The following is an 18,195-nucleotide window of genomic DNA, read 5'->3' as shown; positions in this document are numbered from 1 at the left end:
GTCTCACGCCCCGGTCGCGGGGGCGACCCAGTCCGTCGGCCGGACCGGCGGAGTCTGCTCGCGCTCCATGACACCCCGCCGCCGGATCCTGTTGAGGGCGTAGACGTTGCCCAGGTGCATGACGCCGAGCACCAGCAGGACGACACCCAGCTTGGTCGACAGGGCCTCGAAGATCTCGCGGGCGTCGGTGATCTCGTCGCTCTGGTGCAGATAGAGGGCGACGAAGCCCAGGTTGACGAGGTAGAAGCCCACCACCAGCAGGTGGTTGACGGCGTCGGCGAGCTTCTCGTCGCCGTGCAGGACGTCCGACAGGAAGATCCGTCCGTTGTGGCTCAGCGTGCGCGCCACCCAGACCGTCAGCGCGATGCTGACCAGCAGATAGATGACGTAAGCGACGACCGTGAGGTCCATGTCCCCACCCCTTCTTGAACGCGTTCAAAACGCTGTCTGGGATGAATGTAGACCTCCTTTTGAACATGTTCAAGTCGGATCGGGAGGGGGTGCAGGAAGGGCTCGGACCGCACGGCGGCCGCGCGGCGGCCGGGGGTGGGACGCGAGGGACCGCCCCGCCTATCGCAGGGCCTCGCGGGCGAGTTCGGGCCGCTTGGTGTAGTCCGTCAGTCCGATGACGTTGCCCCAGGGGTCCGCGATCTCGACCGTCCAGCCGGTGGCTCCGGAGAAGGGCCGGTCGAGGGTGGCGATGCCCGCGGCGGCCAGCGAGCGGGCCGCGGCGCGGGCGTCCGGCACCTCCAGCCACAGCCGCGGCGACGCCCACGGCGGAGGGCGGTGGCTCAGCTCCTCGTCCAGCCGCAGCAGCACCCCGGGCGTCTCCTTGCCCACCTTCAGCACCGCGATCCCGGCCTCGTCCAGCCGGAACGCCGGCGGAAACCCGGCGCGCTCGTAGAAACCCACGGCCTCGCCGATATCCCCGACGGGAAGCAGCACGTTGTCGAGCCCGAGCAGCTCGAACATCTCCTGTGACGCGTCATCTGACATGCCATCAGACTAGGAGTGCGGGGCGCCGGGACGCCGAAGGGCCGACCGCGGGCCGAACATGTGATCACCCGTTGAGGCGAAGCGCTCTCCGTGCCCCGGGCCGCCGGATCGGGGCTGGTGACCGATTGTCAGTGGCGGCTCGTACTGTCGTCCGCATGGGAATGGTGATGTTCGTCGACGAGACGACCAGTGGGGGCCGGGGCGCGGGCTGGGGGCTCGCGATCGCCGAGGAGCGGCTCTCGGTGCGCGAGTTGATCCGGCGGCGGGTCTTCCAGGAGGCCGCCGAGTACAACGCGGACATGCCGGAGGTGTTCCAGGGTCTCGTGCAGCCCGAGAACGCCGAGCGCGTGCTGAACGGCTACGCGCTGCGCACGCCCCGCCTGATCGACCCGGAGGCACAGACCGAGCTGGCGCTCCGGGCCTTCGCGGGGAACGGCTTCCTGGTGCTCGTCGGGGAGCGTCAGGTGACCGACCTCGACGAGGAGATCGAGCTGGCCCAGGGCACCGAGGTCACCTTCCTCAAGCTCGTCGCGCTGGTGGGGGGATGACGATGGGCGGGACCGGACGGTGGGGGCAGCGGATCCGTGAGCGGGTGGCCGAGGGCAACATGGGGGAGCTCACCACCGAGCTCCTCAAGATCGCCGTGGCCAACAGGAATCACTGGGGCGGGGGCTGGGACGAGGTTCTCGACGCGCTGCGGCCCCTGTCCGCCGAGCAGCGGACCAGGCTGTCCGGCGCGCTGGTGGAGCGCTATCACTCGGTCGGCAGGAAATCCGCCGCGCAGATCAACGTGCTGACCCTCGTCGGCGTCGTCTCCCGCGGTCTTCCCGAGGACCCGCTCGCCGCCGAGCGGTCGCTGTATCTCGACGCACTCGGCCGGCAGTACGACTGCGGCTACGGGGTGCGCATGGACGTGCTGGCCGAGGCCGAGCTGGCGGCCGGCCGCCGGCTGACCCCCGCCGCCGTCGCGGCGTTCCGCCGCGCGGGCGTGGAGGGCTACCGCCCCGCATACGTCGTGGAGTTGATGAAGAAGATCACGGAACCCGTCCTCAACGTCGGCGAGGAATGGGCCGAGCGGGCCATGAGGGACGGCTCCGGCCCCGACTGGCAGGCGCTCCTCACCCACCTGACGACCGCCACCGCCTCCAAGCCCTCCGCCAGGTGGGACAAGCGCGCGCGGGCCCTGACCGAGGACCTCGGCGCCGACCGTGTCCGCGCCGCCGCGGTGTCCTGGCTCGCCCTCGTCGGCCGCCCCCGGACGTTCCCGCTGGACGCCCGGTTCTCCAGCCCCGACGTGAACGACGCCTACGACCCCTGCAACGCCAACGCCCTGCGCGGCCTCGCCTGGCTGGTCTCCCTGCTGCCGCCCCACCCCGACACCGCCCGGGGTCTCGGCACGCTCGTCGAGGCCTCTCTGAAGAAGGTCTTCGGCCTCGGCCCACGCAGCCCGAAGGTCGCCAACGCCGGTGTGTTCGCGCTGTCCCGCCTCGGCGGCGAGTCCGCCCTCGCCGAACTGGCCCGGCTGGCCGCCCGGGTGACGTACAAGAGCACGGCGAAGCTCCTCGACGGCGCGCTTCGGGCGCGGGCCACCGTCCTCGGGCTGAGCAGGGAGGAGATCGAGGAACTGGCCGTCCCGGCCTACGGGCTCACCGAGGTCGGGCGGGCGCGTCACACCCTCGGTGAGATCACCGCGCTTCTCGACATCCAGGGCTCACGCGCCGTGCTGGGCTGGCGCAACGCGAGCGGCAAGGCCGTCAAGAGCGTGCCCGCGGCGGTCCGGCGCGACCACGCCGAGGAGCTCAAGGAACTCAAGGCGGCCGTCAAGGACATCGACAAGATGCTCTCGGCGCAGACCGAGCGCCTGGACCGGCAGTTCCTCGGCCGGCGCACCTGGGCGTACGACACCTGGCGCGAGCGCTGCCTCGACCACCCGCTCCTCGGCACCCTCGCCCGCCGGCTCCTGTGGACGGTCGACGGCGCGCCGGTCGGGTTCGCGAACGGCGAGCTGTCCACCCTCACCGACGACCCGGTGACGTCGGGCCGGGAGGTCACCCTCTGGCACCCGGTGGGCCGCGAAACCGCCGAGGTCGTCGCCTGGCGGGACTGGCTGGAGCGGCACGAGATCACCCAGCCCTTCAAACAGGCCCACCGCGAGATCTACCTCCTCACCGACGCCGAGCGCGCGACGGGCACGTACTCGAATCGCTTCGCCGCGCACGTCGTGCGCCAGCACCAGTTCAACTCCCTGGCCGCCGTCAGGGGCTGGCGCAACAAGCTCCGCCTCTGCGTCGACGACGAGGCACCTCCGGCCACCCGGGAACTGCCCCGGTGGGGGCTGCGCGCCGAATACTGGATCACCGGCGACGGCGAGTACGGCACGGACACCACCGAGTCCGGCACCTATCTGCGGCTGCGGACGGACCAGGTGCGGTTCTATCCGCTGGACGCTCCCGAGAACTCGGCGCACTGCTGGGGCGGCGAGTACCGTATGCGGCCGCGCGACGGAGAGGACCCGGTGGAGCCCCTGCCCCTCACCGCGATCCCGCCCCTCGTGCTGTCCGAAGTCCTGCGCGACGTCGACCTGTTCGTCGGAGTCTCCAGCATCGGCAACGACCCGGCCTGGCAGGACGGCGGCCCGGGCGGCCGCTTCCAGGAGTACTGGACGTCGTACGGCTTCGGCGACCTGACCGAGACCGCGCAGACCCGCCGGGCCCTCCTCGACCGGCTGATCCCTCGGCTGGCGATAGCCGACCGCTGCACCCTGGAGGGCCGCTTCCTGCAGGTGAAGGGCGAGCGGCACACGTACAAGATCCATCTGGGCTCGGGCAACATCCTGATGAGCCCGAACGACCAGTACCTGTGCATCGTCCCGAAGTCCGCCGCGGGAGGACCCCGGGCCGGCTATCTGCCCTTCGAGGGCGACGGGATGCTGGCGGTGATCCTCAGCAAGGCGATGCTGCTGGCCAAGGACACGGAGATCGACGATCCCGCGATCCTGAGCCAGTTGTGACCGGCGAGCCGGTCCGGGGCCGCCCGCCACGAGGCTCTCGGCCACGTCGAGGGACGCCTTGGCGCCGAGAGCACCCGCACGCGTGTGGGCCCCGCTCCCGGAGGAAGCGGGGCCCACACGACGTACAGGCTGAAGAGGACGACCTCAGAAGCGGCGCGTGATCAGCGCGCGCTTGACCTCCTGGATCGCCTTGGTGACCTCGATACCGCGCGGGCAGGCGTCCGTGCAGTTGAACGTCGTGCGGCAGCGCCACACACCGTCCTTGTCGTTGAGGATCTCCAGGCGCTGCTCCCCGGCCTCGTCACGCGAGTCGAAGATGAAGCGGTGGGCGTTCACGATGGCGGCCGGACCGAAGTACTGGCCGTCGTTCCAGAACACCGGGCAGGACGACGTGCACGCCGCGCACAGGATGCACTTGGTCGTGTCGTCGAACCGCTCGCGGTCCTCGGCCGACTGCAGACGCTCGCGCGTCGGCTCGTTGGTGTCCTTCGTGATGAGGAAGGGCATCACGTCGCGGTACGCCTGGAAGAACGGGTCCATGTCGACCACGAGGTCCTTCAGCACCGTCAGGCCCTTGATGGCCTCGACCGTGATCGGCTTCTCGGGGTTGAGGTCCTTGATCAGCGTCTTGCAGGCCAGACGGTTCTTGCCGTTGATCCGCATGGCGTCCGAACCGCAGATGCCGTGGGCGCAGGAACGGCGGAAGGTGAGCGTGCCGTCCTGGTCCCACTTGATCTTGTGCAGCGCGTCGAGGACACGCTCCTTGGGGTCGATCTGGAGCTGGAAGTCTTCCCAGACCGACTCCGCCGAGACCTCCGGGTTGAACCGGCGGATGCGGAACGTGGCGGTGATGTAGGGGGAGTCGGCGAAACCGGGCTCGGGTGCGCCCGCCGCGTCCGCCTTGTCCAGAGTGGGAGTAGCCATCAGTACTTACGCTCCATCGGCTGGTAGCGGGTCTGGACGACCGGCTTGTAGTCGAGACGGATGGACTCGGTGCCGTCGTCGCCGACCTCGCGGTACGCCATGGTGTGGCGCATGAAGTTGACGTCGTCGCGGTTCGGGTAGTCCTCGCGGTAGTGACCGCCGCGGGACTCCTTGCGGGCGAGCGCGGAGACGGCCATGACCTCGGCCAGGTCGAGCAGGTTGCCCAGCTCGATGGCCTCCAGCAGGTCGGTGTTGAACCGCTTGCCCTTGTCCTGGACCGAGACGTTCTTGTAGCGCTCGCGCAGCTCCGCGATCTTCTCGACCGCCGTCTTGATCGTCTGCTCGGTGCGGAACACCATCACGTTGGCGTCCATGCACTCCTGAAGCTCCAGGCGGATCGCGGCGACCCGCTCGGTGCCCGTGGAGGAGCGCAGCCGTTCGACCTGCGACACGACCTGCTCGGCCGGGTTCTCGGGCAGCTCGACGTAGCCGGCCTTCGCCGAGTACTCCGCGGCCGCGATGCCGGCCCGCTTGCCGAACACGTTGATGTCCAGCAGCGAGTTCGTGCCGAGACGGTTGGCGCCGTGCACGGACACACAGGCGACCTCACCGGCGGCGTACAGGCCCGGAACGACGGTGGTGTTGTCCGAGAGGACCTCACCCTGGACGTTCGTCGGGATGCCGCCCATGGCGTAGTGCGCGGTGGGCTGGATCGGGATCGGGTCCGTGTAGGGCTCGATGCCGAGGTAGGTCCGCGCGAACTCCGTGATGTCGGGCAGCTTGGCGTCGAGCTGCTCCGGCGGGAGGTGCGTGAGGTCGAGGTAGACGTGGTCGCCCTCGGGACCGCAGCCGCGGCCCTCACGGATCTCCGTGTAGATGGAGCGCGAGACGACGTCACGGGACGCGAGGTCCTTCATGACCGGCGCGTACTTCTCCATGAAGCGCTCGCCGTCCTTGTTGCGGAGGATGCCGCCCTCACCGCGGGCGCCCTCCGTCAGCAGGATGCCCATGCGCCAGATGCCGGTCGGGTGGAACTGGAAGAACTCCATGTCCTCCAGCGGCAGCCCGCGACGGTAGACGGCCGCCTGGCCGTCACCCGTCAGGGTGTGCGCGTTGGAGGTCACCTTGAAGAACTTGCCGGTGCCGCCGGACGCGTAGATCACGGACTTCGCCTGGAAGACGTGGATCTCGCCGGTCGCGAGCTCGTAGGCGACGACGCCCGCGGAGTGCTTGACCCCGTCGACCTCGACGATGAGCTGGTCGAGGACGTAGAACTCGTTGAAGAACTCCACGCCCTCCTTGACGCAGTTCTGGTACAGCGTCTGGAGGATCATGTGACCGGTGCGGTCCGCGGCGTAGCAGGACCGGCGCACCGGGGCCTCGCCGTGGTTGCGGGAGTGACCGCCGAAGCGGCGCTGGTCGATCGTCCCGTCGGGCGTCCGGTTGAACGGCAGGCCCATCTTCTCCAGGTCGAGGACCGAGTCGATGGCCTCCTTCGCCAGGATCTCGGCGGCGTCCTGGTCGACCAGGTAGTCACCGCCCTTGATCGTGTCGAAGGTGTGCCACTCCCAGTTGTCCTCTTCCACGTTGGCGAGCGCGGCGGCCATACCGCCCTGCGCGGCGCCCGTGTGGGAGCGGGTGGGGTAGAGCTTCGTCAGCACGGCGGTGCGGCTGCGCTTCGTCGCCTCGATGGCGGCGCGCATGCCGGCGCCGCCGGCGCCGACGATGACGGTGTCGTACTTGTGGATCTTCATCAGTGGTTGCCTCAGCCCGTGCCTAGCGGATGTTCGGGTCGAAGGTGAAGATCACCAGCGTGCCCAGCAGGATCGTGAACACCGTGGCGGTGTACAGCAGGCCCTTCAGCCACAGGCGCGTGTTCGCGCGCTCCGCGTAGTCGTTGATGACGGTACGCAGGCCGTTGGAGCCGTGCAGCATGGCCAGCCACAGCATCGCGAGGTCCCAGGTCTGCCACCACGGGCTGGCCCAGCGGCCGGCCACGAAGGCGAAGCCGATCTTGGAGACGCCGCCGTCGAGGACGAGCTGGATCAGCAGGTGACCGAGGACCAGGACGACCAGGACGATGCCGGACAGGCGCATGAAGAGCCAGCCGTACATCTCGAAGTTGCCGCGGGTCGACTTCGGGGTCTTCTTGGTGCGCTTGCGCGGCGCCTCGATGAACGGGGCCGGGTTGTCGACGCTGTAGGCCGAGTATTCTCCGGCGCCCTCCACGGGGCCGATGCCGGAAGCGGCGGTGTCAGTAGTGGACATCTGCGTCAGCTCCCGAATACTTCGCGGAATGCGTGACCGAGGACGGGGTAAAGAGCCCCGAACATCAGCACGACCCAGATACCGACGACGGACCAGAGCATCTGCTTCTGATAGCGCGGGCCCTTGGACCAGAAGTCGACGGCGATGACACGCAGGCCGTTGAGCGCGTGGAAGAGAATGGCGGCCACGAGGCCGTACTCCAGCAGCGCGACGATCGGCGTCTTGTACGTGGCTACGACCTTGTCGTAGTCCTCGGGGGAGACACGGACGAGAGCGGTGTCCAGCACGTGTACGAACAGGAAGAAGAAGATGAGGACGCCGGTGACTCGATGAGCCACCCAGGACCACATTCCTTCCCGGCCGCGGTACAGCGTTCCAGCCGGCACGGAAGAACCCTCCGGGAGCGGGGATTGGGGCCGCGCCGGCTTCTCTGTCGGTCGGGCCCGGCCGGGTACGGTCCACCGGCCCCGGCCATCGTAGCGACGTGTTGTCGGAACGCTTACAGCGGCCCTATCAATGTGATCAAACTGGCAATCAATCAGGCACGTTCGGGCTATTCCGGGCGCCGGAAATCGGTGGTTCGCGGCTCATGGGCGAACTGACGGACGAGCCGGGTCAGTCTGCCGCGGGCCAGTCTGCGCAGTTCGTCGGCGGTGATGACCCGCTCCTCCTCCGGGTCGTTCGCCAGGCGTGACCGGATTCCGCCGAGCACCTGGTCGAGCGCCTCCCCCGGAGTGAATTCGTCCAGACAGATGACGAACACGTGTCCGAATCTGCTCTCGTACGCGGCGTGCGCGGCGCTCAGCGCGGTGTGGGCGGCGGAGTACGCGCCGTCCGGGAGCGGCGTGAGCGATTCGCCGGCCAGGGCTTCCGCCTGGTCGGCGGGGGTCAGGTCGTACGCCGCCTCGTCGGCCGCGGCCAGCAGCGCGCCGAGGTCCGGGTAGGGGCGGTGATCGGCCAGACGGTGGACCCAGCGCAGGCTGCCGCAGCAGGTGAGCAGGGCACGGGTGACCTCTCCGGTGGGTGCGGAGTTGAACCCGTCGAGGCGGACCGGGGACGGAACCGCGCTCTTCTGCTCGGGGAGGGCGACCTGGCCGGGGAGGCGTGGGAGACGGTGCGACGTCAGCGTGGATCCTCGGCGTGGGGGTGGGACGCGCGACGTCCGGTGAGCGTGACGTGCGTGCGATACGTGTGTTTCGGCAGGGGCGTGAGTGAAAGCTGTGCTGCTCACGCTATCGAGGCGTGTCGAGACCTGTCCGACGGATGCCCGGATTTCACCCGCACGGGAGAGTTTCGGAGCGTGTGGTGGACGGTTGCGCTGACGGTCGGGGCAGAGTTCGCGGTGGGAGTGGGGAGCCGGTCCGGTGAAGTGTTCCGATGGGGTGAAAGAGGTGGACACCTCGCCGGGGGAGTACACCTGAGGGAGTACCGGCCCGGCGACGGGCCGTGGAGTGGGCGCCGCGAAGCGGGCGCCGTGATGTGAGCGCCGCCAAGCGGGCGCGGTGAGACGAGGGTGGCGGAGTGAGTGGTGGCAGGCGGCGTGCGCCGCGGCGGCGGACAGCACGGAACGGGCGGGCCAAACTCGTCGCGAGCGGTCTGGCGGTCGCCGGTGTCGTCGCGGTGGCCGTGGCGGTCTGGCCCGACGGGGGCGGTCGGCCGGCCGGGTCGAAGGTGCCGTCCGGTGACCGGTCGCAGGCGGTGTCCGTCGCCAGTCCCTCGCCGACCCGGAGCTACCCCCTCTCCAAGGCGCCTCGCACCATCCCCGCCGTACGCGAGCACACCGCGGCCCACGGCCCCGGCTGGCGCCCGGCCTCCGGTGCCCGGGTGGTCGTGGACGACAACGGCCTCGCCGACGAGGGCAAGCTGCTCGCCGGTGAACTCAAGCTGACGTACGCGGGGCGGGCCGCCGCCAGGGCCGGCGACGTCGAGCTGGGACTGGACAAGGGGACCGCGGGCCCGGAGTCGTACACCCTCACCGTCAGGAACGGCCAGGTCAGGATCGCCGGTCCCGCCGAGGCCGGTGTCTTCTACGGCACACGCACCCTCGAACAGGAAGTGCGCGGCGGCGGTACGGCGCCGGAGGGCGTCGTGCGCGACCGGCCCGCGAAGCCGGTCCGAGGGTTCATGCTCGACATCGCCCGCAAGCACTTCACGGCGGCCTGGATCGAGGACCGGGTGCGCGAGCTCGGGGACCTGAAGTACAACCAGCTCGGCCTGCACTTCTCCGACGACCAGGGCTTCCGTATCCAGTCCGACACGCACCCCGAGATCGTGTCGCGGCAGCATCTGACGAAGGCGGAGGTGCGCCGGATCATCGCCCTCGCGAAGAGCAGGCACATCACCGTCGTGCCCGAGATCGACTCGCCGGGCCACCTCGGCGCGGTCATCGCGGCACACCCCGATCTCCAGCTCCGCAATGTGTCGGGCGTCCCCATCCGCGGCGCCGTCGACATCTCCAAGCCCGCCGCGGCGCAGATCGTCGACGACCTGCTCGACGAGTACGCGGATCTCTTCCCCGGCGCCGACTGGCACCTCGGCGGCGACGAGTACCAGGCCCTGACGGTGGCGAACCCGGCGGCGTCCTTCCCGCAGCTGGTCACCGCGGCGAGGAACAGGTACGGGGCGGGCGCGGGCGTCGCCGACCTCACCACCGGCTGGCTGAACGACCGCGCCAAGCTGATCCGCGGGCACAACCGGACGGCGCGGGCCTGGAACGACGGGTTCTTCCGCGGCGGCACCGTCCAGGCCGACGGCAGCCTCCAGGTGGCGTACTGGACGGGCAAGGAGATCGGGGCCCGGCAGCCGGTGGAGTACCTGAGCGCGGGCCGCAAGGTCATCAACTACAACGACGAGTACCTGTACTACGTCCTCGGCGAACCCCAGACCTTCGTCTACCCGACCGGGCAGCGCATCTACGAGCAGTGGACGCCCCTCGTCCTGCGCGGAACCACCCCGGTCCCCGCGAAGTACGACCCCCAGATGCTCGGCGGGTCCTTCGCCGTCTGGTGCGACCTCGCGAACTCCCAGACGCAGGAGCAGGTCGCGGCGGGCATCCGCATGCCCTTGCGCGCCCTGACCCAGAAACTCTGGGACCCCCGCAAGCCCGTTCTCTCCTGGAGCCAGTTCACCACCCTGGCGGACAAGTTGGGCTGAGCGACGCCGGCCCGCCGGAACGGGACTGGTCAGCGGGCCGGCGGGGCTCCTCGGAAGGACTGGACGCGACAAGGTAAGGAACCTTATCTTCCGCTTACTTGTTCGTATGCCGGGCGTGACCTCTGGGGAGGGGTGCGTCCGGCTTCCTGTGCCGTCACCGTGACGTGACGGCAGATCTGGGGGGTCTCATGACCATGCCACCGTCGCCGCAGCCCGCTGAGCAGGGGAGCGCCGCACGGCCTCCTCTGGCCCCGCTGCCGCCGCTCCCTTCGCCGCACGGTCCCGCCTGGCTGCGCTCGCCGGTCGCCCTCGGAAGGGCCACCGCCGCGCTGCTCGGCCTGGTGATCGCCGCCGACCTCTTCGCGGTCTGGGCGGACCACAACGTGTACGACGTGGCGAGCACGGTCACGATCGCCCTCGTGGGTGGCGAGTCGGTCGACTCCCTCGTGCGACGGGCCGATCAGGCGGACGCGCTCAACACCGCCGCCGCGTACGCGCAGACGGGCGCCCTCGTGGTGGCCGCCGCCGTCTTCCTGGTCTGGTTCCTGCGGGTCCGCGTCAACGCCGAGGTCTTCAACCCCTTCGGGCACGCCCACTCCCGGTCCTGGGCGGGCTGGAGCTGGTTCGTGCCGTTCGTGAACCTGGTGCGCCCGCGTCAGATCATGGCCGAGATCTGGGATGCCAGCCGCCCCGCGGGCACCCGTAGCCGGCTCGGACTCGTCAACGCCTGGTGGACGTTCTGGATCATCGGGCTGGTGGTGGGCCGCTTCACCACCGTCGCCGCCGGCAAGGCCGAAACGGCCCAGCAGATCCAGGACGCCGCCTTCCAGCTCATGGTCGCCGACGGCCTCGACATCGTGGCCGCCGTCCTCGCCATCGTCGTCGTGCTCAAGCTGACCGGGATGCAGGTCCGCAAGGCGCAGGGAGACCCGGTCGCGGCCGAGGGCTGACGCATGCCGGACGCCCGCCGGCCCCGGTGCGCGTTTTTGGCCGAAAACCTGTTCATTCCGCTGCTCGACCGGCAGGGTGGGCTCGCACTGTGACACTCCTGGTCCGTTGCACGCAGTAAGGGGAAGTGCGGGCTCCGTAAGGCAAGGGCGCCCTGTCGAGTGCATTTCGAGGGAGTCAGGATGAGTCTGGTGGAACTGATCGCCCGGGCCGACGAACGAGGTCTGGCAGCCAGTGGTCTGGCTTGTTTGGATCGGTGTGTACCGCTGCTCGGCGGTGACGACGACGTCCTGCGGCCCCTGTGGGCCAGCCTGGCGGAGGCGGACACCTGGGCCGAGTGGGGAACGCGTCTGGAGGAGGCGCGGGCCAAGCTGGACGGGGAGGACCCCGAGCCGGCCGTGACCGACGAGGACCATGCCGCCGAGCTCGCCCGCGGGATGCTCGAATCGGTCCCCGCGAAGCCCTCCGAGGACGAGCTGCGGGCCTGGTCCGACGCCTGCTCGGTGGCGGCGCTCCAGGTGCACCGGTTCCTCGACCACGCCGACGACGCGGAGGCGTGCGTGACGGCACGCCGTGAGGGGCGCACCGAGGGCATGTCCCCCCTCGTCGCCGCCGAACTGCGCCGCCAGGTCTCCGTCCTGGAGCTGCTCGCCGAGCACGGCACGGGCGGACTGAGGCTCGCCCTGGACGCGTCGACGGAGGGGCGGCGCGTCCTGCGAGCGGTGGTCTCCCGCAGGGCACGCGGACGGGCCTAGCCCGGACCAGCGCGCGAGGGTGCGCCGGAGGCGGTACGGCTCCGGCGCACCCCAAACCTTGTTCCTGAGGGGTTTGTGTGATCGTTCCGGGGCGGAGATGGCGGTCCTGGGCCGGTGTCGCGAACCCCCGCTCGAACGCGTGACGAATCCGGCCGCCGTCGCGCTCTATCGGGTGTGAACGCAACTCAAGCAACGCGGCCCTCGGCCGCGACGAAGCCCGTTCGCTGGGCGGCCGACACGGTCGCGGTCATGCGTGAGGGCGCCCGGCTTCGCCTCGACTACTCGGCACAGAGCCTGTGGCGCGTCGACCGCGTGATCGACGAGATACGCCGGGACGGCGCCCCGTACGCCGCCGTCGAGAGCGTGCTGCGCGGATTCGGGGCGTACGCCGGTGAGGTGGTCGCCCGTCACACCGGTGCCGAGTGGTGGGAGACCGGCGGCGAGCACTGGCTCCGTACGCCCGACGGACGACTGTGGGACCCGATCGACGAGGCCCGCCGCTGCTACGCGGGCGACGGCTCCCTGCGCCTGCTGTGCCGCGAGGCCGCCCGCTGACAGGTGCCCGAGGTCCCGCCGGCCGGGTGGCACCGGGCCCGCGGCGTCCGCTGCCGGTGGCCGGCCGGTCCGGCCGGCCCGGGAGAGTGTCTGACGCACTGTGACATTTCCGTGGGGCCCGACGCTGATGACCATGAGGGTGTCGGCGCGGACGGCCGCGCCGACAGGCACATTCGGGCGAACTCGGTGCGAACGAGGACAGTGTTGGGCCAGGGAGGGGAACCCCGCCGCGCGCAGCCGTACGACGCGGAACTGGGCGTGGCCGTGGCGCGGGCGCAGGCGGGGGACGAGGTCGCCTTCGCGACCGCGTACCGGATCGTGCAGCCCGGACTGCTGGGCTACCTGCGCGGCATCGTCGGCGACGACGCCGAGGACGTGGCGTCCGACGCCTGGCTGGAGATAGCCCGGGACCTGGGACGTTTCCGGGGGGACGGCGCGGGGTTCCGCGGCTGGACCGCGACCATCGCCCGGCACCGGGCGCTGGACCATCTGCGGCGGCTGCGGGTACGGCCACGGGGAACCGCCCTGGAACAGGACGCGCTGGACCTGCCGGGCAGGCACAGCACGCAGGACGAGGCACTGGAGAGCCTGTCCACCGAGTACGCCCTCGAACTGCTCGCGGGGCTGCCGCGCGAGCAGGCCGAGGCCGTGCTCCTGAGGGTGGTCGTCGGCCTCGACGGACCGGCCGCGGCACGGGTGCTCGGCAAACGCCCCGGCGCGGTGCGCACCTCCGCCCACCGGGGCCTGAAGCGGCTGGCGCGCCAGCTCGGCGTCGCGGGTGTGACGGATGAGGAGCCCCGGACGCTGGGGGAATCGGGATGAGCAGTACGTCCGGAACGGCCGGCACCGCGCCGTCGTCCGGAACCGGGTCGTCGTACGGCGGAAGGAAGTCGACCGGTGTACGGATGGTGCACGGCGGACGGCCGCCGCGCGGAGGACGGCTGCGGCACGTCGGGCCGCGGCCCGCGGCCGGGGCGCCGGACGGGGTGTCGTCCCGCGGACGCGAGAGGTCGTGTGGAGCGCGGGCGTCGTACGGCGTGGGGCGCGGAGCGGAGTCCTGGTACGGCGAGGAGTTGCAGGGCGCAGCGGCAGGCGGAGAGGGAACCGGACGTGGAACCGCACAGGGAACCGGACGCGCAACCGGGCACGGGTGAACGGCACGTCGGCGACGGCGTGGACACGGGCCCTCGCGTCGCTCCTTTGGCGGACCCCGGCGGCGGAGCGACCCCGCTGGAGGGGCTCCTCGCCGCGGCGATGCGCGGTCGGGCGGACGGCACGACGGCGCAGACGCGGGCCGTGGCCGCCTTCGTCGCCGCGCGGGACGGCGGAGCGCACACCGCGCGCACCCGGCGGCGGGACGACTGGCGCCCCAGGGAGCAGGGGCGGCCGAGCCGTTCGCTGCGAGCCGTGTTCGCCGTACTGCTGGCCGGTCTGACACTGGGCGGCGTCGCGGTTGCGGCCATCGGACCGGTCTCCCGCGACGAGTCCGGGCAACGGGACGGAGCCGTGGCCCGTTCTTCCGCAGGCGCGCCCGGCCGGTTCCCGGAGGCCGTGGCGACGGTCGGTCCCGGTGCTCCCGGCACCCTCGCCACGGGCGGCTCCGTGAGCCGTCCGCCGTGGTCCCGGGACATGGAGGCCCACTGCCGTGCGTACGTGTCGGTGAGGGGCCGGGGCGACGCCCTGGACGCGCGGGCCTGGCAGCGGCTTGCCGCGGCGGCCGGAGGCGAGGACAGGGTCGAGGCGTTCTGCGCCGGGCAACTGGCCGCGCACGCCGGGACGAAGGGCGCGCGGGGGGCGGGGAGCGCGGAGAACGCGCAGGGCGCGAAGGACGCGGGGACGTCCGGGAACGCGAGCGGGACGCCGGTTTTGCGGAGCCCGGCCGCGACACCGAAGCCGGCGAAGTCCAGGAGCGGGCGGTAGTCCAGGAACGAGCGGTCGCCCAGGCGCGAGCGGCAGGCGCGCGAGGCGGCGGTGGCAGGGGGGCGAGCGGGGCCGGAGGGCCACCGGGCCGGGCGCGGACCGGCTGCGCCGGGGCGGGGCCGGCCGCGAGGGTGACGGGCGTGTCCGCCGGGTGGCGGCAGGCGTCCCCGCCGATGGCAACGGCCGGGGCCGCCACCCCCCACAGGAGAGGCCCCGACCGTCGCGCGGCACGGGCCGCGCGGCGACCCGTACTCTCTACAGCGCCGTGACTGCGTTTTGTGTCACACCTCGCACGGTCACCATGTAGTTGCACGTTGTACGAACATGGACGGGGAGCTGTTTCAGGCCGTAACGTGCCTTTCGCGCCGGTGCGGGGAGAGGACGACCGCAACCACGAGGGACCTGGGCCACGACTGTGCGGGCTCGGGGACCCCGACCACGTGGGGCCCGGGACCAGAACCGCGTGGGGCGGCAGACCACGACCACGCGGACCTGAGACCACGAACCGTCCATCGAGGAACGCACGACGGCGAGAACCCGGTCCGCGAGAGCGACACCGGTCGAGGCGCAAAGAGGGGCGCGGGGGTGCTGGGGGACGACGCGGAGCTGACCGCCGCGGTACTTGCCGCACAGGACGGGGACGAGACCGCGTTCCGGACTGTGTACCGAGCGGTGCACCCACGCCTGCTCGGATACGTTCGAACGCTGGTCGGTGAGCCGGACGCGGAGGACGTCACGTCCGAGGCCTGGCTCCAGATCGCCCGCGATCTGGAGCGCTTCAGCGGGGACGCGGACCGCTTCCGCGGCTGGGCGGCGAGGATCGCCCGCAACCGGGCGCTCGACCACATACGCATGCGCGGGCGCCGTCCCGCGATCGGCGGCGACGAGACCGAGCTGACCGGCAAGGCGGCCGAGTCCGACACCGCGACCGAGGCGATGGAGGCGTTGTCCACCGGCAGCACCCTCTCGCTCATCGCCCAGCTCCCGCAGGACCAGGCGGAGGCCGTCGTCCTGCGTGTCGTGGTCGGCCTCGACGCCAAGTCGGCCGCCGAGACCCTCGGCAAGCGCCCCGGAGCCGTTCGGACGGCCGCGCACCGGGGTCTGAAACGGCTCGCGGAGCTCCTCGGCACCGATCCGGAATCCGTCGGCGCGCTCGACGCCGTTCCCCCGCAACGAGGTTCCCGCACCCGTGCGGTGACGTCCGCCGGTGTGACGCATACGCGTTCGCGGGCGCAGAAGGACATGTGATGGCCGACGAGCAGTACAGGTGGCTGGACCGGGACGCCGCGGAGCGTCTGCTGAACGGGGAGCCGCTGGAAGCCGTCGCCCCCGGCACACGTGAGCAGGTGGACCGCCTCGCCGCGGCCCTTGGCGCACTCGCCGTCGAACCCGAGCCGACCAGCGACGAACTCCCGGGCGAGGCAGCCGCGTTGGCCGCGTTCCGCAAGGCGCGCGCGGACGGCGACGGCGTCGTCGCGCCCCGCGGCCACCGCCGCGCGCGCCCCGCGGCGCACGCCGCGGACGCCGGTCTCGTACGGATCGGACGCCCCGCCACGCACGGACGCCGGACGCGCTGGGGACGGCCCACCCGGTTCGGGCTCGCCGCGGTCCTGGCCGTCGGGATGCTCGGCGGGGTCGCGGTCGCGGCCGGAACCGGAGTCCTGCCGACCCCGTTCACCCGTGAAGACCCGGGCCCGGCCGCGACGGCCACGGCCGCACGGACCCCGGACCGTCCGCTCGTCTCGGCCCCGCCCTCGCCGTCACCCCGAGTCTCCGGCGGAAACGGCGCCCTGGCGCCGGTGCCTGACGGTCCGTCGGGCGAACCCTCCGAGAACGCCTCCTCGTCCGCGGGACCCGACTACGCGAGTGGTCTGCCCCGTCCCGGCTCCACCGGGAGCGTCGACCGCCCCCGCGACTGGTGGGCCCGGACGCGTTCGTACTGCCGTGACGTCCTCGACGGCAAGGACCTCGACGCGGACCGCAGGCGCGCCCTGGAGCATGTGGCGGGCGGCGGCACCCGGGTGAGGCTGTACTGCTCGGGCGTCCTCGGCCGGGGGCCGGGCGTGGGCGCCGGCGACGGCTCGGGCGACGACGGCGGGCAGGGGTCCGAGCACGGCTCCGGCCAGGACGATCAGGGTGACTCGGGCGGCGGTGACGACGACGGCCACCACATAGGGCCGGGCGGAAACCATCCCCGGGACAACGGTGTCGGCGCTCCGACCGTGCTGCGCCCGGGACTGACCCGGCTCCTGCCGGTCGCACCGACGTGGCACCCGCTGCCGAGCGAGGCGCCGCGGACGACCCCCGGCCCGTCGGCCGGTACGACGCCCTGAACGGCCCTTCCCGCAGGCGCTGATCGGACGGCGGGCTTCCCGGCCGGCCCGCTGTCGCGTCGTCAGCTCTGCCGAGGGCGCGCCGCCACACCGTCAGCTCTCCGGCCGACGCGTCTCGGTACCCCTCTGACCTGCGTTTTCGTATGTCGTTGAAAGTTTTATCGGCTGGGTGTGACATTTTCGGCGGCCGCGACGCAGTACGTGATGAGCCGACTGGTCATCGGCCGTAGCACGGAGCCGGGGTTCCCCCCGTACCCATGGCTCTGTGCAACTGGCGCGGGTGGGACACGTTCCCCCGGTCCCACCCGCGCCCCACTCCCTCTCGCCCCGCACAGAGGCCCGTCACCAGTAGACGACGACCTTGTCGCCCGTGCGGACCTGCGCGAACAGCGCCGCCACCTTGCCCTCGTCCCGCACGTTGACGCAGCCGTGCGAGGCGCCGTAGTAGCCGCGGGCCGCGAAGTCCGAGGAATAGTGCACCGCTTGGCCACCGCTGAAGAACATCGCGTACGGCATCGACGTGTGGTAGAGCGTCGACACATGGTGGCGTGACTTGAAGGAGACGCTGAACACCCCTTCGCGGGTGGGCGTGTACTGCGAGCCGAACCGGACGTCCATCTCCGAGACCGTCCTGCCGTCGATCATCCAGCGCAGGGTGCGGCTCGTCTTGCTGACGCACAGCACACGGCCCTTCATGCAGCGCGGGTCGGGCTTCGCGGCCGGCTGCCCGCCGTAGGGATACAGCTCCCAGGCGGCCGGTTCGTGCGTCATCCTCCGCAGCCGCTGCCAGGTCACGGCGTCCAGATCACCGGTGCGCGGCAGCCCCCGCTTGCCCTGGAACCCCTTCACGGCCGCGACCGTCCGGGCGTCGTACGTCCCCGTCGGCGGGGTGATCAGCCAGGCGACCTGGTGCAGCCGGGCCTGCGCCCTGCGGACGTCGTCACCCCGGTCGCCCCGGGACCAGAGGACCTTGGCCGGCGCGGCGGCGGGCCCGTCGTCGCCCTTCCCCGCACCCGCGGAGCCGGAGGTGCCGTCCTCCCCCTTCGACGGGGAGGCGGGCTTGCCGTCGTCCTTCCCCTGCGCTCCGGAGGCCGGAGAGGACGAACCGGCGATCCTCACCGGCGGCTTCTTCCCCTCCGCGTCCACCGCGTGCGCCGTACAGCCGCTCACCACGGCGAGCGCCGCGAGCGCGGCCAGCGATCTTTTCAAGCCAGTCGTACGCATCCGGACCCCTGTTCCACCCGTCCTGTCGTGCACATCAGGCCCCCGTTCCGCCGTCATGTCACCTGAGATGCTCCCCGCGGGTGACCGGTTGCGAACTGGGCGGCATGTT

At 71.4% G+C, this 18,195-nt stretch carries 18 protein-coding genes; 10 read left to right on the top strand and 8 right to left on the bottom strand.

The window, feature by feature from the left end; all coding sequences use genetic code 11:
- Nucleotides 1–3 precede the first annotated feature (3 nt).
- Nucleotides 4–411 carry a hypothetical protein gene (locus ACF07B_RS40460; RefSeq protein ID WP_392182621.1) on the bottom strand — a complete coding sequence of 136 codons (408 nt, stop codon included), beginning with the start codon at nt 409–411 and terminating at the stop codon, nt 4–6.
- A 159-nt stretch (nt 412–570) separates the two neighbouring features.
- Nucleotides 571–996 (bottom strand): VOC family protein, encoded by a 426-nt coding sequence (locus tag ACF07B_RS40455; protein WP_362407395.1) that lies wholly within the window; start codon nt 994–996, stop codon nt 571–573.
- 155 nt (nt 997–1,151) lie between these two features.
- On the opposite strand from ACF07B_RS40455, the gene ACF07B_RS40450 reads away from it, so the two are divergent.
- The gene (locus tag ACF07B_RS40450) at nt 1,152–1,544 is read left to right on the top strand and encodes a hypothetical protein (protein ID WP_369483301.1); all 393 of its coding nucleotides are present in this window, start codon (nt 1,152–1,154) and stop codon (nt 1,542–1,544) included.
- On the top strand, nt 1,541–4,006 hold the full coding sequence (locus ACF07B_RS40445; protein WP_392182620.1) for a DUF4132 domain-containing protein: 2,466 nt from the start codon (nt 1,541–1,543) through the stop codon (nt 4,004–4,006). Before ACF07B_RS40450 ends, ACF07B_RS40445 begins: the two co-directional genes overlap by 4 nt.
- 144 nt (nt 4,007–4,150) lie before the next feature.
- Here ACF07B_RS40445 and ACF07B_RS40440 read toward each other — a convergent pair whose 3' ends face one another.
- From ACF07B_RS40440 to ACF07B_RS40420, 5 genes are all read right to left on the bottom strand, one after another.
- Nucleotides 4,151–4,930, bottom strand: coding sequence for a succinate dehydrogenase iron-sulfur subunit (locus ACF07B_RS40440; RefSeq protein WP_339131059.1), 780 nt, complete (start codon nt 4,928–4,930; stop codon nt 4,151–4,153).
- Nucleotides 4,930–6,684, bottom strand: coding sequence for a succinate dehydrogenase flavoprotein subunit (sdhA, locus tag ACF07B_RS40435; protein ID WP_392182619.1), 1,755 nt, complete (start codon nt 6,682–6,684; stop codon nt 4,930–4,932). The genes ACF07B_RS40440 and sdhA overlap by 1 nt, the downstream gene beginning before the upstream one ends.
- Nucleotides 6,685–6,706: 22 nt before the next feature.
- Nucleotides 6,707–7,198, bottom strand: a complete 492-nt coding sequence (locus tag ACF07B_RS40430; protein WP_328448995.1) for a succinate dehydrogenase hydrophobic membrane anchor subunit — start codon at nt 7,196–7,198, stop codon at nt 6,707–6,709.
- Between the two features lie 5 nt (nt 7,199–7,203).
- On the bottom strand, nt 7,204–7,584 hold the full coding sequence (gene sdhC / locus ACF07B_RS40425; RefSeq protein WP_078943667.1) for a succinate dehydrogenase, cytochrome b556 subunit: 381 nt from the start codon (nt 7,582–7,584) through the stop codon (nt 7,204–7,206).
- Nucleotides 7,585–7,751: 167 nt separating this feature from the next.
- Complete coding sequence (locus tag ACF07B_RS40420; RefSeq protein ID WP_392182641.1) at nt 7,752–8,324, bottom strand: 2-oxo-4-hydroxy-4-carboxy-5-ureidoimidazoline decarboxylase; 573 nt, start codon at nt 8,322–8,324, stop codon at nt 7,752–7,754.
- A gap of 395 nt (nt 8,325–8,719) precedes the next feature.
- Here ACF07B_RS40420 and ACF07B_RS40415 point away from each other — a divergent pair, with 395 nt between their 5' ends.
- From ACF07B_RS40415 to ACF07B_RS40380, 8 genes are all read left to right on the top strand, one after another.
- Nucleotides 8,720–10,351 carry a glycoside hydrolase family 20 protein gene (locus tag ACF07B_RS40415; RefSeq protein WP_392182618.1) on the top strand — a complete coding sequence of 544 codons (1,632 nt, stop codon included), beginning with the start codon at nt 8,720–8,722 and terminating at the stop codon, nt 10,349–10,351.
- Between the two features lie 188 nt (nt 10,352–10,539).
- Nucleotides 10,540–11,301 carry a DUF4328 domain-containing protein gene (locus ACF07B_RS40410; protein WP_392182617.1) on the top strand — a complete coding sequence of 254 codons (762 nt, stop codon included), beginning with the start codon at nt 10,540–10,542 and terminating at the stop codon, nt 11,299–11,301.
- Between the two features lie 180 nt (nt 11,302–11,481).
- On the top strand, nt 11,482–12,054 hold the full coding sequence (locus tag ACF07B_RS40405) for a hypothetical protein (RefSeq protein WP_369483306.1): 573 nt from the start codon (nt 11,482–11,484) through the stop codon (nt 12,052–12,054).
- A 174-nt stretch (nt 12,055–12,228) separates the two neighbouring features.
- Nucleotides 12,229–12,609 carry a hypothetical protein gene (locus ACF07B_RS40400; protein WP_362407371.1) on the top strand — a complete coding sequence of 127 codons (381 nt, stop codon included), beginning with the start codon at nt 12,229–12,231 and terminating at the stop codon, nt 12,607–12,609.
- 204 nt (nt 12,610–12,813) lie between these two features.
- A complete protein-coding gene (locus ACF07B_RS40395; RefSeq protein WP_392182616.1) occupies nt 12,814–13,431 on the top strand; it encodes an RNA polymerase sigma factor in 618 nt (205 codons plus the stop codon).
- Nucleotides 13,432–13,719: 288 nt separating this feature from the next.
- On the top strand, nt 13,720–14,529 hold the full coding sequence (locus ACF07B_RS40390) for a hypothetical protein (RefSeq protein WP_392182615.1): 810 nt from the start codon (nt 13,720–13,722) through the stop codon (nt 14,527–14,529).
- Between the two features lie 585 nt (nt 14,530–15,114).
- Nucleotides 15,115–15,777 carry an RNA polymerase sigma factor gene (locus ACF07B_RS40385; RefSeq protein WP_362407362.1) on the top strand — a complete coding sequence of 221 codons (663 nt, stop codon included), beginning with the start codon at nt 15,115–15,117 and terminating at the stop codon, nt 15,775–15,777.
- Nucleotides 15,777–16,862 (top strand): hypothetical protein, encoded by a 1,086-nt coding sequence (locus ACF07B_RS40380; RefSeq protein WP_392182614.1) that lies wholly within the window; start codon nt 15,777–15,779, stop codon nt 16,860–16,862. The genes ACF07B_RS40385 and ACF07B_RS40380 overlap by 1 nt, the downstream gene beginning before the upstream one ends.
- 342 nt (nt 16,863–17,204) lie before the next feature.
- Here ACF07B_RS40380 and ACF07B_RS40375 read toward each other — a convergent pair whose 3' ends face one another.
- Nucleotides 17,205–18,086 (bottom strand): L,D-transpeptidase family protein, encoded by an 882-nt coding sequence (locus ACF07B_RS40375; RefSeq protein ID WP_392182613.1) that lies wholly within the window; start codon nt 18,084–18,086, stop codon nt 17,205–17,207.
- Nucleotides 18,087–18,195 lie beyond the last annotated feature (109 nt).

The organism is Streptomyces sp. NPDC015532 (assembly GCF_043078065.1).
Taxonomy (GTDB): domain Bacteria; phylum Actinomycetota; class Actinomycetes; order Streptomycetales; family Streptomycetaceae; genus Streptomyces.
The sequence above is the reverse complement of the archived record's forward strand: the minus strand, read 5'-3'. Positions and strand labels throughout refer to the sequence as shown.

What these genes read in the sequence shown, in the direction of transcription:
- ACF07B_RS40410 (WP_392182617.1), top strand. Translation starts at nt 10,540, where the DNA reads ATGACCATGCCACCGTCGCCGCAGCCCGCTGAGCAGGGGAGCGCCGCA.
- ACF07B_RS40440 (WP_339131059.1), bottom strand. Translation starts at nt 4,930, where the DNA reads ATGGCTACTCCCACTCTGGACAAGGCGGACGCGGCGGGCGCACCCGAG.
- ACF07B_RS40405 (WP_369483306.1), top strand. Translation starts at nt 11,482, where the DNA reads ATGAGTCTGGTGGAACTGATCGCCCGGGCCGACGAACGAGGTCTGGCA.
- ACF07B_RS40375 (WP_392182613.1), bottom strand. Translation starts at nt 18,086, where the DNA reads ATGCGTACGACTGGCTTGAAAAGATCGCTGGCCGCGCTCGCGGCGCTC.
- ACF07B_RS40430 (WP_328448995.1), bottom strand. Translation starts at nt 7,198, where the DNA reads ATGTCCACTACTGACACCGCCGCTTCCGGCATCGGCCCCGTGGAGGGC.
- ACF07B_RS40445 (WP_392182620.1), top strand. Translation starts at nt 1,541, where the DNA reads ATGACGATGGGCGGGACCGGACGGTGGGGGCAGCGGATCCGTGAGCGG.
- ACF07B_RS40380 (WP_392182614.1), top strand. Translation starts at nt 15,777, where the DNA reads ATGGCCGACGAGCAGTACAGGTGGCTGGACCGGGACGCCGCGGAGCGT.
- sdhA (WP_392182619.1), bottom strand. Translation starts at nt 6,684, where the DNA reads ATGAAGATCCACAAGTACGACACCGTCATCGTCGGCGCCGGCGGCGCC.
- ACF07B_RS40460 (WP_392182621.1), bottom strand. Translation starts at nt 411, where the DNA reads ATGGACCTCACGGTCGTCGCTTACGTCATCTATCTGCTGGTCAGCATC.
- ACF07B_RS40450 (WP_369483301.1), top strand. Translation starts at nt 1,152, where the DNA reads ATGGGAATGGTGATGTTCGTCGACGAGACGACCAGTGGGGGCCGGGGC.
- ACF07B_RS40455 (WP_362407395.1), bottom strand. Translation starts at nt 996, where the DNA reads ATGTCAGATGACGCGTCACAGGAGATGTTCGAGCTGCTCGGGCTCGAC.